The sequence below is a fragment of the Anabaena sp. EIM26 genome (genome assembly GCF_057568715.1).
Genome location: NZ_CM172472.1, coordinates 3,062,335 through 3,076,863, shown reverse-complemented (window position 1 = coordinate 3,076,863; position 14,529 = coordinate 3,062,335). Strand labels below are relative to the sequence as shown.

Sequence of the window (14,529 nt, the reverse complement as noted above, 5' to 3'; positions counted from 1 at the left end):
ATTGTATCATCGTTTAATGTCCTCATCACCTTGTCTACTGCTATAACATCCAACATCCAATTACTGAAATACTAGTAAAATGACAAGGTTAATATTTTTAGGTTCGGGTTCAGCTTTTACAGTTGGTGCCAATAATTTTCAGTCTAATATGCTTTTAGTAACTGAACAAAACCATAAACTATTAATTGATTGTGGGACAGATATTAGATTTTCTCTCCATGCCGCTGGTTTATCATATAGTGATATCACCGATATTTATATTAGTCATCTCCATTCTGATCATGTTGGAGGACTTGAATATATAGCTTTTAGCAGCTTATTTGATCCCAGATGCAAAAAGCCAAATCTTTATTTAAGCAAAGATGTATCCAGTAATCTGTGGGATAGAACTTTATCCGGTGGACTCAGGTCTCTTGATGGAGATATTGCCAATCTAGAAACATTTTTTGAAGAACATAAAGTTGACCGACAAGGTTATTTTATGTGGCAAAATATTAGGTTTAATCTAGTCAGAGTTATTCATGTTAATAATGGCTTTTATCTCATGCCCAGCTATGGGTTATTTTTTACCTTAGAAGGGGTAAAAATATTTTTATCCACAGATACCCAATTATGTTTTGATAGAAATGGAGATATATATGAACAGGCTGATATAATTTTTCATGATTGTGAAACCTCACTTTATCAAACTCCTGTTCATGCAAATTATGATCAATTAGCACAGTTGCCAGAAAAAATTAAAAATAAAATGTGGCTCTATGGTTATCAGCCAGGATTGCTTCCTGATGCCAAAAAAGACGGATTTTGCGGGTTTGTAGAGTGCGGGCAGATTTTTGAATTTTCATCCCTACATAGTCAAGAGCTAAAAGTGGGGTTTGGGGTGTAGGATCTCCCTATTTACATTTCCATATATCTACCACTGAGCGCAGCCGAAGTCCTAAATTCTGTTGTATTTAAGAACTAACAGAAAATTGACTTTTGGTTAGTAAATCCAGAGCCACTGTCACCATACAACCACACGCAACAAGGGCGATTATAACCACAGGAGATAATTTACTTCCCGTGATCGCTAAAAATAAAACAAAACTTCCTGCTCCCAGACGATAAGCACTCAAAATTCTCCCTTTTTGCATTTTATCCAAAATACAAGTTGTGAAATTAATGATCGACAATACCATTAAGCAGAGCGCTACCCCACCACAAAAAAGCCAACGTTCATTTGCTGGTAAGATATTAACTCCACTTTTGTCGATTATATGCTCAACTCCTACCCCTATTGCCGCTAAACTTATAGCCAAGAGCAAGTGAGAATAAAGCCAAGTCAGAAAGATTTTGATTTTACCAACTTTCATAGTTTCTAATGGTGAAGTATCTACGCTATCGAAATAAAGCCACCAGAAACTAAAAGCTATACTCACACCAGAAATAGCAGTTAATAATGATGAAGTATCCCATTGCTTTTCTGCTACCCCTCTGACTACTGCCGCAACTGATTCACCTAAAACAATGATCGTAAATAGTCCCATTCGTTCTGGAACATGAGACATATTTGGTGGGATTTGAACCGCTAATTGACCTGTACCTAACGGAGTCAGAAATTCGATAATCAAACCTAACGTCCAGAATCCAAAACGCCAGGGAATTGGCAATAACAGCGAAACCAACCAAAATACAGCACCTATGCTACAGCCTTTAACATACCAATTGGTTAAGGGACGGGCTTTTGGTACATGATATCCAGCAATCAGGTATTGCAGAATGAGAATACAGCGAGCAGCTATGTATGAAATTGCAAACCCATAAGAAGATGTACTCAACCCATGATGCAAATTTACCGTCAAAGCGATTATTATCGACATTTGTAGCAGAGTCAGCAAGCGATCGCCCAAATCATCAGTGTCAAAAAGAGTGGCATAAAAAGTAGCCCCTATCCAGCACCACCAAATCGGTATAAAGAGGGCAACAAAGCCAACAAATCCACCCAGAGAAACATCCTTACTCAAATTGTGAGATAATTCAGCGATCGCAACTACAAACACTAAATCATAGAAAAGTTCCAGCCAAGTTGCACGTCTTTCTTCATGCTCCTCACCAATGCGTAATCTAGGCGGTTGCCACAAACCTTTTTTCATCCGTTCAGGTACTAAAAACTACTAACCGAACACCATTTTAGAGGTTTTAGGAACTTTTATCACAAAAAATTTATCCTTCATCACTAGGGCTGCTTCTTGCAAAAATAGTCAATTTAACAACATCATTGACTCAGCACGAGATGCTCTCTGCATTACTTCATCTTGTTGCCATAAATCATATTGTTACATTAGTTTAATGTTAAAAAAATGACACACATTTTTACATCAATTGCTGTATCATATTCAAGAGAACCAATATAAGCTACATAAAAAATCAAAAGTCAGATGAATTATATTCATAAACTTCAAAAAATGTTGGCTTAATTTTATAAGGTTCCGCCTAAATACATGAAATCCAATATCGCTTGATCATGAAAAGATTCGACACGCAAAGTTTGAAACAGTCTTCTCATATTGATGCGATTGTGAATTGTGATTCAAGCCTCTTATTAAAAAAAAATGAGGGATCTGTACAACCAATATCTAGCAGCAGAATAAGTCAGTACAGAAGATTACAGGTAAACAGCCTGGAATAGTAGATCAATTCATGGAAACTTTTTTTAAAACACATGGAGATGCAACCAGTATGACTACGAATGCCCCTTATATTTATGTAAGCAAAAACTTAAACGACATTATTGATGCTGATTTTCTCCGCAATCCCTTTATCCTAGCTGATGTAGAATCTGGCTCTGATAAACTAAATCCCAATAGTCTTCAGATAAAAACTCCAAGTTTTTTGGCCACGGGGTTTAGTAAAAATGGAGAAGTTTTATTCCAAGAGAAAACCACAGCTACATTTCAACCATCTCAAGGCTTATATTTTGATATTGTCACAGGAGAACAAACAAACAATAAGCTTGATGTCTTTGAGTTTTTAATTCCTCCCGAAGCAACTACAGTTTTCCATTCTCACCGTCAAGGTGTTGAATTTTTCTATGTTTTAGGGGGTGATCCAGACAATGATGATAACCCCAATGTTGAAAATAATGACCAGGTTGAATTTGAGCTAAATGCTGATATTGATGGTGTTTTTAATGCCGATCCTAACAATCCATTTACCATACACAAAGACGATGAGATTGAAATCAATAGCGTTAAACTAACTACGGGATCATTTGTCGGTTTAGCAACTGGAAAAATTCATACCTGGTCAAATACGGGCAAAATTCCCGCCAGAATTATTGCATTATTAACACCTTCAGGAATTGGGGAAGGATTTGCTAGAGTTGGTGCTGCCGCAGGATTATATGATACTGCCCCTAACCCTAACCCTGTTTTGGCCGCTAATGGCACTAATAATCTGGTTCCAACGGGAGTAACCCTGACACAGGTAGAAGGATTAGTCCCTAATGATCCAGAATTTTATAACTTTTTTAAGCAAGTAGAAGCCCAGCCCGAAGTCCTTGATTATCTGGGTTTTAATGCTTATCCTATGACAATTCAAGGAGTGGGTTCCCACACTTTATATGGAGTTAAAACCGATGGTAGTGGTGCTTTTCAACTCAGTCCTCCAGATGAAAGTCCGACAGGTCTAGTGCTGGGAGAAACACCTGGATCAGCAGTGGTAGGAGATAATTCCCCGACTCTTGATGATATTGTTTCTGCACCCCTAGATCCCTTCTTAGGAACTTCCTATACAAAACCTTTTTCCTTAATGCGGTTTGGGCAAAATGATGGTTCTTTTAATCCTGTTCCTATGGCAGTAAACTTATTTACTGTCTCCGCTGGGCAAGGAAAATATAGTGATGTTACTGACAATTACGAAGTCTTTGGGGTTTTAAGTGGTCAATTAGTGTTTGAGTTTGGAGAAAATGGTAATTCTCACCGTCAGGAGGTTTCTGCGGGAGATTATATTTACATTGAGCCGAACAACTCTTTCGATTTTTGGGCATCGGATCAGTTGTCATCCAACAGTGCTAATTTAATCCGATACTCTGGACTGAATCCTACTGATCCCCGTTTAGTGGTAAGCACAGCAGAAGATGATGTTTTTAGACTCAGAGGTGGTGATAGTAGTGGCAAAGTCAAATTAAAAGTCACCCTTGCAGAATACAGTTCCAGTTTCGTCAATGAAATAGGTGCATTTGCTGTTGATGGTGATGATGGCAATATTGACGGTATAGCTCCGGGGGCATCTGGTTACACTGAAGCTGCTTTAGCTCGTGCTAAAGTCCTGTTCTCAGCTATTTCCAATTCCCCTCAAGGCTTTAATCAAACTGATGTGTCCAGCCTATTAGAATTTAACTCTGGACAAAGAGTGAGATTCTTCTTGATTAACAACAGCACTTTAGACGCTGTAACATCTGGAGTTACCTCTCAATCAGAAGTGCTGTTTTCCGAAACATACCAAGATATCGAAGCTTTAACTGGAGATGCATTTTCCTTAAAGTGGAACGATAAATCTGGCAACAGTAACTATAAGGTCAAAATTAACGCCACCAATGAAAGTTCATTTCAGGGTACAAGTTTCCAAGGTAGCTCGGCAGGAGAAATTCTTGATTTTAGAACTGCTACTACTGATATCACGGCTGAGTTTAAGGTCTACCGAGAAGCAGCATTTAACAACTTTATCGGTTTTTATCCCATCTTAGATGCAGAGGGTAAAATTGATATCAACAATGATGGTCAAGCCGATTTTTCCCCAGGTGATGCAGGTTATCTCCAAGCCGCTGTTAACTTATACCTGCGAGATATACGCCTGACTGTCAGCAACCAAGGAGAAGCAACCTACCAAGGAAACTTCACCAAAGGCTCAATCTTTGCACCATTCATTATTGCTGATGGCACACCAGAGGCAGTTTTAGGAAATTCTACTAACATTCCCGCAGTTTACTTCCCATTCTTAGGCGCTAACCCCGGTCAAGCGGATCATATTCGTCTACTAGGCAATAACATCTTTGGCTTTGAAGATTTACCAAATGGTGAAAGTGACAACGATTACAATGACGTGATTGTGACGGTTAATATCTCAGTCAATGTCTAGTTTGTTGAACAGCTTTTTTTAATTTAGTTGGGGCGAACAGGAGGCTCACCCCAACTGATTTCTCAATCCTCCTGTATGTACTTGGGTGGGTATGGCAATTACAGCAGAATTCGGGAGTCAGGAGTAAAACTAGCTTGGTGTCTAGCTTTGAATTTAGATTTTGTCCCTCATTGATCTGCAATCATCTGTAAGAGATAGAAAGTTTTGATATCTTCGGTATTTTGAGTACGTGGTGTGAGATTAAGAAAATGTTGGCATTAATAAAATTACTCGCTAGTCCAATGGTAATAGTGGGGGCGATCGCAACTTCCACATTTATCGGTAATATTGCATCTGCTCAGGTAGTATTAACAGATAATTCATCTCTATCCGAATCAAAGTCAACTACCCCATCAAATTCAGCTGATCATCTCCTGGATAGTTCCTCTATTATTAACTCTGATCCAGAGCAAATTGACAGCAGTGCCGATGAAAGTATGGCACAGATTAATAGTGTGGCTCAGTTTTCTGATGTCCAGCCCACAGACTGGGCTTTTGGTGCTTTACAATCTCTAGTTGAACGCTATGGCTGTATAGCAGGTTATCCCAATGGGACATTCCGGGGTAATCGTGCTATGACTCGTTATGAATTTGCCGCAGGTTTAAATGCTTGTTTAGACAGGATTAACGAACTCATCACCACAGCTACTACTGATTTAGTCAAACAAGAAGACCTGTCTACATTACAGCGATTACAAACAGAATTCACTGCTGAACTGACATCTCTGCGCGATCGCGTAGACACAATAGAAGCACGCGCTACTCAGCTAGAAACAAATCAGTTTTCCACCACTACCAAATTATTAGGGGATATCCGAGTTCAAACCAATGCTTATTTCTCCGGAGATGACAGAACTCAAACTAGCTCTCAATATTTAGCTTTTCTTGGTTTACTGACTAGCTTTACAGGTCGAGATTTATTAGTCACCGGTTTAGCTACAACAAATACTACTTTTCCAGAAATAATCACCACCAACAATGGTAGCAATGTGGGTGGAACTAGAGAAGGTGCTAGTGAAGCTTCCTCTGCTGGTGATCTCTTCGGTGATCTCCGCATCATCACCTTGGGCTATCAATTTCCCGTTGGCGAAAAATTAAACGTAGATATCATCGCTATCAACCGTTATCGTTTTAGCCCTGTTTTTCTGACTCAATTTGCTCCTTACTATGTCAGAGGACTTGGCCCTGTCGGTAGCTTTGCGATCGCTCCCCCTATGTATCTCATCGGTGCAGGTTCGGGGATGTCTTTGAGCTATAAATTATTTGATTCGACAGTACTCAAAATGAGCTACTTAGCCAACTTTGCTAACGACTCAAATTTAGGAGGTTTGTTCAATAGTGACTATGTAGCCGCAGGAGAAATCAACTACAATCCCAATCCTCGATTGTTCCTACAATTTGCCTATCAACACGGTTACTTTAGTCCTGGCAACTTTGGCTTTAATAACGGTCAAGGTTTTAGAGGTAATGGTTTTGTTGGTACTGCTTTAGCAAACCGTTTTGATGATGCAGGTGTTTTATTTTCAGATGCAACCGCAGTCACCACCAATGGTTATCTCTTAGGTGGTTACTTTGCACTTAGCCCTAAATTCGCAATAGGTGGTTGGGCTAACCTGATCAAAGCTCGACTACTAGATAAGGGAGACGCTGATATTTGGAATTACTCATTTCAACTAGCTTTTCCCGATTTGTTTAAAAATGGCAATCATGGCGGTTTAGTTGTAGGCATGGAGCCTACCCTTACAGGTTTAGAAAGTGATGTTCCCTATGCACAATTTAAAAATGATACATCATTACATCTTGAAGCATATTATGTGCATCGGATTTCAGACAGAATTTCCATCACTCCTTCTCTCACATGGATTACAGCACCAAATCAAGATGCTAACAACAACGATATTGTCATTGGTGGTTTAAGGACTACATTTAGTTTTTAGCATTCATATCAATTTGGTATTAAAACATTTCCAAGCATTAATAGAACTAAAGCTACGTGTCACATAAAAAATCTATTTTAGGGTGCGTCAGACTGCATAAATCTAGTAAATAAACAGATTTTTGATATCTGACGCACCTTACCAATGTGCCAGTTGCGTCAGCCCTAATTAAAAATCTTTAAAAGCCTTGTTCATTCAATAAAAGTTTCAGATTTTACTCTGCCGAAAGTGATAAAAAAAGCTATGCAGGGTTCATTGTGGTAAACCATTCTTCATCTTGGGTAAAGAGAATATCCAAGGTAACATTAGGAAATTGTTGTTTCACTATATTTGTAATCTGTCCGCGCATTTCATCTACTGCTTCTAGACTAGTTAGGGCTTGCTGATTAGGTAATAGCCAGTAAAGATGGAGATATAAAGCCTCTCCTACCTCCGTGATTCTTAAATAATGTTTAGCACAAGGGAATTGGTTGGTTGCAACATCAATGACATCATTGATGCGTTTTTGTAAATCAGCCCCAGGAGCGCCTAACAGGAGTTGATTGAGACTTTCTAATACTACTTTAACCGGAATAGGGGAGGCAAGCAGTACTAAGACAACAACAATACTGGGATCGGCGTAATCGACAAACCAATTCAAAGGAGTGTTTTTAATTAATGTAATGACAGTAAAAACAATTCCCACAGACAGACTAATTCCTCCATTAATCAGCCAATTTTTTGCGTCTACACGCACCAATGGAGAGCCTGTTTTGTTGGCAATAATATTATGGACTAAGGCAATGCTCAGACAAGTGGATGCGGCGATGGCTGTATAAATTACTGCTACACCAGCCTCAACCTTTCTACCACCATGCAACAATGCTGCGATCGCAGAAATAAAAGCAAACATGGATAGTCCCATAATCATTAGTCCCTTACACAGGTTGAGTAAGGGAGCAAAACCTTTATAACCAAATTGGAACTTTCGACCCTCTGGACGTTTCAAAATTCGAGAAATCCACAAGGTAGCTAATGCCATGATCAGACTAATGATGTTAAAAAAACCATCAAGCATCACTGCTGCCGATTCAATCGCTAATCCGAAGGAGATACCTAAAATCGACAGAAACGAAGTACCACCAATAGATAAGTAGATACTGGTCTGTTCAAGACGCTCAAGACGTGAATTATTCATAGAAAATGTCAAGTGAAGCATTATGTGTATAATATAGTCGGATTATTCCAGGTTTTTAACAACTGCGTTTATATGAGCGCCCATAACTCGCTTGCATTCAAAAAAAAATAAACGTTAATACCTAAGAATTTCCGTCTCATATCTGACTATTCCAGAACTTACGAAAATCTTAGTGTATTGAGATCAAGCATTCAAACTTTATTTTTTGAATATGTAAAAAGTTATTAAAATCCCCCTCAGAGAAAATAGGTTCATGCAATTGTATGGTAGGAAATATACATACTTGAGGAAATTGCAATTATAATATTCCGAGTTTATGCTGTATATTGGCTAGAGGTTAGTTATACCTGAGTTAAAAATAGAATTAGAAATCCAGAAGTGGAAATTTTGATAGGGGGTTAACAAATCTTGATTTCTGACTACGGAAGACTAATTTTAACTCTCAATCGTTACATAGTTAATAGCTACTAAGTTAATGAGTGAAAAAGACCAGCTATGAAGTATGAAAATGCCGTTTTAGATGATTTAGAACTTCAAGAGAGTTTAAAACAGATAAATCCCAAATTTGGTGATTTTGTCACGCGAGTAGCAGGTGAAGCTTGGGGATTACCATTAATTGACCAAAAAACTAAAGCCCTGATCACAATTGCTGTTGATGTAGTCAACCAAGGGCAAACAGGACCAGGAAGCCCCTTTGGCGCTCACGTAAGTATGGCTCTTAAACAGGGCGCAACTCCTGAAGAAATTGAAGAACTGTTGTTATTCCTTTGTGCTTACGCAGGATTCAATAAAGTCGCAGGTTGTTTTGGCGCTTTAAATGAAATAATGGCAAAATAATCTCAAGCGCGATTCCGGAATCTATTAAGCTTGATTTGTAGTTGAAAGGAGTGAAATTACTGAGGTACAGAAATACAGGTATTTTAGGAAAAATCAACTTCTGTTTTGCGATAAAGATCCGGTGTCTGCAACCGTAGGAGTTAATATAGCAATCACAAATATTGACCTCAATAAACAGACACACTAAACTTATTGTAAGTTTGAGACAATTGTATTAAATAAGTTGAACTTTGACGCTGAATAATCTTTTTCAAAACTTCTACATCTATTCAGATAGTAGAAAATAAACTTGTGAAAAGATAGGCGATCGCTTGATTTAAAAACCTTGATTGTCCTCAACTTTGAGCATTTATTTTCATCAAAGTGACATCAACCAAAATTTAAGTAGTGGTGGAAAAAGGACAGCAGTAATGCTTTCAGTAATTAATAACGCAACCAAAACCGATTATTCAGCACGGGATCAGAAAGGAAAAGTAGCCTTTTATGTACTCCTGTGGAAAAGACAAGGAATCTCTCTAGAGCTTTTTGATGACTATTGGAGAGACGTACATGGCCCAGTTTGTGCCAGATTACCAGGACAGTATCAATACTGGCAATTCCATGTAGCTCATAACGAAGGAGGCCTCTGTCCACAGATTCCTGGTTTAGACTACAGCTGGGACTCAGAAGATAACTTCGATGGCATTGCAGAGTTAACATTTGCAAGTGTTGCCGATCGTCAGACATGGTTTACAGCATCTGCCATCCTCATGGATGACGAACATAATTTATTCCGCAAAGCGATCGGTTACAACAGCAACCCCGGCAATTCTATTACATACATAGATAGAATTCCCAGTGGCGATCCCAACGGCGAAGTTGCTGCCATCAAATTTCACGTCATGGTGAAAAAAGCCAATGGTGCTAGTACAGAAGCTTTTCGTCATTATCTGACAGAAACATTTGCCCCCAAAGTCAGCAGTAGTGATTCTGTCCTCAAATTCCGACTGCATCTGTTTGAAGAAGTAGACAACTCCCGTCCCGATGCAGCCGGAGTTAGCCATTATGAACCAGCAGAAAAGCAATATCATGCAGCTTATGAAATTGCCTTTGCTAATCATCTAGAACGAGAGAAGTTTTTCGCATCTTCCGAGTATTTAACAGCAATCCAAGATGCCGCTAAATACATTAAACAAATTCAACCATTTCCAGAAAGAACAGCTTACACCTTTGTTTACGATGGTCAGATGACTCTTGCTGGTCAACGGAGTTCCTCAGTAGCAGAACTGATCACAGAAATCGGTGCAGTGAATCAACTTCAACAAGACATAGAATCTCTCATGCTAAATCAAAATCTCTACAGTCAAAATCCCTACAGTCTGCAAACCAACGGATCTTCCTCTTCCCAAGCCAGCCAAAGCCAGCCCAAAGCAGCGAAAAAGCGGACTAATTATTATACTGGCTTATCAGCTGATTATTCTCGCCCCGGTTTAGTTACTCCTTACGTGGCTAAAAAACTGATCGAGGATGCAGAAAGAATTGTCGCCATGAAAGAACCAAAACTACCAGAAATTGGTCCTTATTACACCCTCGCACAAATAGAGCAAGAAAACAGAGATTGGTGGCCTACACATTGTGAAGCATTAAGACAAGGAAGAGGTGATATCTTAACTGGAGAATATCGCGACGATCTAGTCTATTTTTGTCAGGATGGACCATACCAAGGTTTAGAACAACAAAAAGAAAGAGAAAAACATTGGTGGGCATTAATTGCTCAACCAGGAGTGACAATGTGCTGGCCTATTGTCATGTTTTTTGGTGAACATACTTACTTTGAATGGAAGTGTGTAGATGATGAAACCAACGAAACTCTAGCCAAAGGTAATGTAACTTGGGTGCGTCGTGGTCATAGAGGTGCTTGTTATCTAAAAACAGAGCAACTAACTTTCTATCGTGATGTTTTTGCTGCTAATGAATTATTGACTTTGATCACTACAGCCTGAAATGAAAGAGGAGCAAGTATACAAAAATGCTGTTTTGGATGACTCTGAACTTCAAAAGGGCTTAAAACCAATTAATCCCAAGTTTGGTGATTTTGTCATTCGGGTAGCAGGAGAAGCTTGGGGTTTGCCGTTAATTAACCAAAAAGCTAAGGCTCTGATTGCGATCGCTATTGATGTTGTCAATCAGGATCATAGAGGTTCTGGCAACCCTTTCGCTACTCATGTAAAAATGGCTCTACAGCAAGGCGCAACCCGCGAAGAAATTGAAGAACTACTCTTGTTTCTCTGTGTTTATGCGGGATTTAATAAAGTAGCTGCTTGCTTTGCTACCCTGAATTGGATTTTTGATCATGCCAATAGCACAACACCAAGGATAGCAGAAATGCTGGCAACGAGTAAAAAGGCACCCATAGACGATTATTCAGCACGGGATCAGAAAGGAAAAGTAGCCTTTTATGTACTCCTGTGGAAAAGACAAGGAATCTCTCTAGAGCTTTTTGATGACTATTGGAGAGACGTACATGGCCCAGTTTGTGCCAGATTACCAGGACAGTATCAATACTGGCAATTCCATGTAGCTCATAACGAAGGAGGCCTCTGTCCACAGATTCCTGGTTTAGATTACAGATGGGACTCAGAAGATAACTTCGATGGCATTGCAGAGTTAACATTTGCAAGTGTTGCCGATCGTCAGACATGGTTTACAGCATCTGCCATCCTCATGGATGACGAACATAATTTATTCCGCAAAGCGATCGGTTACAACAGCAACCCCGGCAATTCTATTACATACATAGATAGAATTCCCAGTGGCGATCCCAACGGCGAAGTTGCTGCCATCAAATTTCACGTCATGGTGAAAAAAGCCAATGGTGCTAGTACAGAAGCTTTTCGTCATTATCTGACAGAAACATTTGCCCCCAAAGTCAGCAGTAGTGATTCTGTCCTCAAATTCCGACTGCATCTGTTTGAAGAAGTAGACAACTCCCGTCCCGATGCAGCCGGAGTTAGCCATTATGAACCAGCGGAAAAGCAATATCATGCAGCTTATGAAATTGCCTTTGCTAATCATCTAGAACGGGAGAAGTTTTTCGCATCTTCCGAGTATTTAACAGCAATCCAAGATGCCGCTAAATACATTAAACAAATTCAACCATTTCCAGAAAGAACAGCTTACACCTTCGTTTACGATGGTCAGATGACTCTCGCCGGTCAGCGTAGTGCCAAAGTAGCATCTCTTATCCAAAGGGTAGGAGCAAATAATCAACTTCAAGAAGGCATAGTATCTCTTATGTCTAATTATGCAAGTGAAAAATCGGGCAGTTTAGGTCATTATCTGCAAGGTCTACAACACGTTGGCATAACTGTCAATGATATGACAAAAGCCCTAGAATTTTACATTGAAGTCTTGGGTGGAAAACTAGCAATAGGGGGAGATGGATTTATTGGGGATGAGTTGCACAATCTCCTTTTCCAGAAAGAAGACTTAGAAGCATGGAAACAAGGTATTAACCCCAAATCATTAGGTGTACCTGATATCAGAGATGGTTCCCAAGAAGCATTGGATGTAAGATTTATTTCCTTTGGTAATACTTGCGTAGAACTTATCCATTTTCGAGATGCTCATTTAACCCCTAAAGCACCTGGTATTTTTGACAAAATTCCTTCTGGCATTGGTCATGTCAACGCGCCGCACCTTTCTTTTCATGTAAAAGATGATGTGGATCTTGATCAGTTTGCCAAGATGTTAGAAGATGAATGTAAAAAGCGAGGAATTGACAACGTTGTTGCTAACCGAATTATTCATATTGATTCGGAAAGTGCCAGAAAAAAAGCACCATTGAAATATGCCAAATTGGATTTGATTGGTGATTTTGATGGTTGGTTATTATTCTACTGTAAAGGGCCTAATGGGGAACAGTTAGAATTTAACCAAGTTAAAAGAAGAGCCAAAGAAATGTTTGGCAAAGCCCAAAAAGAATATAACTTAAGCAACGGCACAAATTACTGGTTTTATGATAACGTTGCACCTGTAGAAAATAACAACGGCAAAAGCCGAATTTTTAACACATTTAGTGCTAATGTTAATGCCCCAGTTGAAAAAATTTGGGAAGCATGGATAAATCAAGCTTACAGCGATAAATTTCCCATTTTAGAGCATTATCACAATGGTGTTTTACGGGAAGCCAAAATGCCCGGAATGGAGATGAAACAGAAGGTGAGTCTTGATAAAGAAGCCGGAACTTTGACAATTGAAATTATAGATCACCCTTTATTTACCGGACGCTTTATTAACCACTTACATCCATCTTCTGGAGAACCAGGTTCTTTACCAATAGTCACATATACCTTAGATTTACAAGCTAAAAGCGATCTTGCTTTCACACACCAAGATGGTCAGGGATTTTTGGAAGCAGCCAAACTAGAAAATGTAAAACAGGCTGTGTACCAGTTTAAAAAAATTGTTGAAGCTTCGACAACAAATGAGGAAAAAACTATGACTCAATCATTAGTACGTTCTAGCTCTAAGTCTGACATCGTGAGACGAATGTTTGAAGCAGGGGAGTCAATGAACGTAGAAAATTTTGTCAAATTCTACACTGAAGATGCTCACTACCAATTTAGTAACTTCCCAGTGGCTTATGGACCTCAAGGTATTAAAGATACTTCTGTTGGATTCCTGCAAACAGTAGCTAAAGTCTACCACCACATCACTAATATCTGGGAGCAGGGAGACACAGTTATCTGTGAAATGGAAGTTACCTACATCCGTCATGATGGTAAGGTATTTAAGCTTCCTTGCTGTGACACTATTGTCTTCAAAGGCGATAAAGTTCAAGAACTAAGAATTTACATGGACATCAGTCCTGTATTTGAAACCGAAGAAGTCAAACCTCAAGCATCAGTTTCTAGCGATTTCCTCTTACAAAGAATCGGTAAAATGTATGCGGCTTTACACGCTGAAAATTGGGAAGAATTTAAGACATTCTTTACCCCTGACTTACTCTACAAAGTTGGTGCTAACGAACCTGTAATTGGTCCAGATGCTTGTTGTAACTTGTTGCAGCATATCTATAAAGTATTAAAATTAACAACCCACAATTCTAGAGGTACTTGGGTTGTAGATAATACTGTAATTTTGGAAATGGATGCTAACTATGTCAACAAAATTGACAAGCGGTTTGTACAGGTTCCCTGCACAGATATCTATCGGTTTGACGGCGATCGCATTTATGAATGGCGTGTATATCCCGATCCTTCTCAGCTAAATATCCAACTTTAACTGCACTGGCAAATCACATCTAAATTAAGCAGAGCCGAGTTTAAACTAGCTAATTGATTATTAACTCACTCTGCTTTTATTACAAAAGTCAACACCATTGACAAAAACAAGAATGTCATTGTAGTTATTTTTGTATTGACAGTATAACCATCAAAA

8 protein-coding genes are annotated in these 14,529 nt (G+C 39.0%); 6 read left to right on the top strand and 2 right to left on the bottom strand.

The window, feature by feature from the left end:
- The first annotated feature begins 79 nt into the window (after nt 1-79).
- Entirely contained in the window at nt 80-886 is an 807-nt protein-coding gene (locus AC012T_RS13495; protein ID WP_487059045.1) for an MBL fold metallo-hydrolase, read from the top strand.
- Between the two features lie 67 nt (nt 887-953).
- On the opposite strand, the gene AC012T_RS13490 is transcribed toward AC012T_RS13495, so the two are convergent.
- Nucleotides 954-2,132: a low temperature requirement protein A gene (locus tag AC012T_RS13490; RefSeq protein WP_487059043.1), complete on the bottom strand. Its 1,179-nt coding sequence runs from the start codon at nt 2,130-2,132 to the stop codon at nt 954-956.
- A 586-nt stretch (nt 2,133-2,718) separates the two neighbouring features.
- On the opposite strand from AC012T_RS13490, the gene AC012T_RS13485 reads away from it, so the two are divergent.
- Together AC012T_RS13485 and AC012T_RS13480 are read left to right on the top strand one after the other, a co-directional pair.
- Nucleotides 2,719-5,118, top strand: a complete 2,400-nt coding sequence (locus tag AC012T_RS13485; RefSeq protein ID WP_487059042.1) for a DUF4114 domain-containing protein — start codon at nt 2,719-2,721, stop codon at nt 5,116-5,118.
- Nucleotides 5,119-5,366: 248 nt separating this feature from the next.
- Nucleotides 5,367-7,094: an iron uptake porin gene (locus AC012T_RS13480; protein WP_487059040.1), complete on the top strand. Its 1,728-nt coding sequence runs from the start codon at nt 5,367-5,369 to the stop codon at nt 7,092-7,094.
- 241 nt (nt 7,095-7,335) lie between these two features.
- Here AC012T_RS13480 and AC012T_RS13475 read toward each other — a convergent pair whose 3' ends face one another.
- Nucleotides 7,336-8,271, bottom strand: coding sequence for a cation diffusion facilitator family transporter (locus tag AC012T_RS13475; RefSeq protein ID WP_487059038.1), 936 nt, complete (start codon nt 8,269-8,271; stop codon nt 7,336-7,338).
- A 495-nt stretch (nt 8,272-8,766) separates the two neighbouring features.
- On the opposite strand from AC012T_RS13475, the gene AC012T_RS13470 reads away from it, so the two are divergent.
- From AC012T_RS13470 to AC012T_RS13460, 3 genes are all read left to right on the top strand, one after another.
- A complete protein-coding gene (locus tag AC012T_RS13470; RefSeq protein WP_487059036.1) occupies nt 8,767-9,108 on the top strand; it encodes a carboxymuconolactone decarboxylase family protein in 342 nt (113 codons plus the stop codon).
- Between the two features lie 410 nt (nt 9,109-9,518).
- A complete protein-coding gene (locus tag AC012T_RS13465; protein WP_487059034.1) occupies nt 9,519-11,090 on the top strand; it encodes an EthD domain-containing protein in 1,572 nt (523 codons plus the stop codon).
- A 1-nt stretch (nt 11,091) separates the two neighbouring features.
- The gene (locus AC012T_RS13460; RefSeq protein ID WP_487059032.1) at nt 11,092-14,373 is read left to right on the top strand and encodes a nuclear transport factor 2 family protein; all 3,282 of its coding nucleotides are present in this window, start codon (nt 11,092-11,094) and stop codon (nt 14,371-14,373) included.
- Nucleotides 14,374-14,529 lie beyond the last annotated feature (156 nt).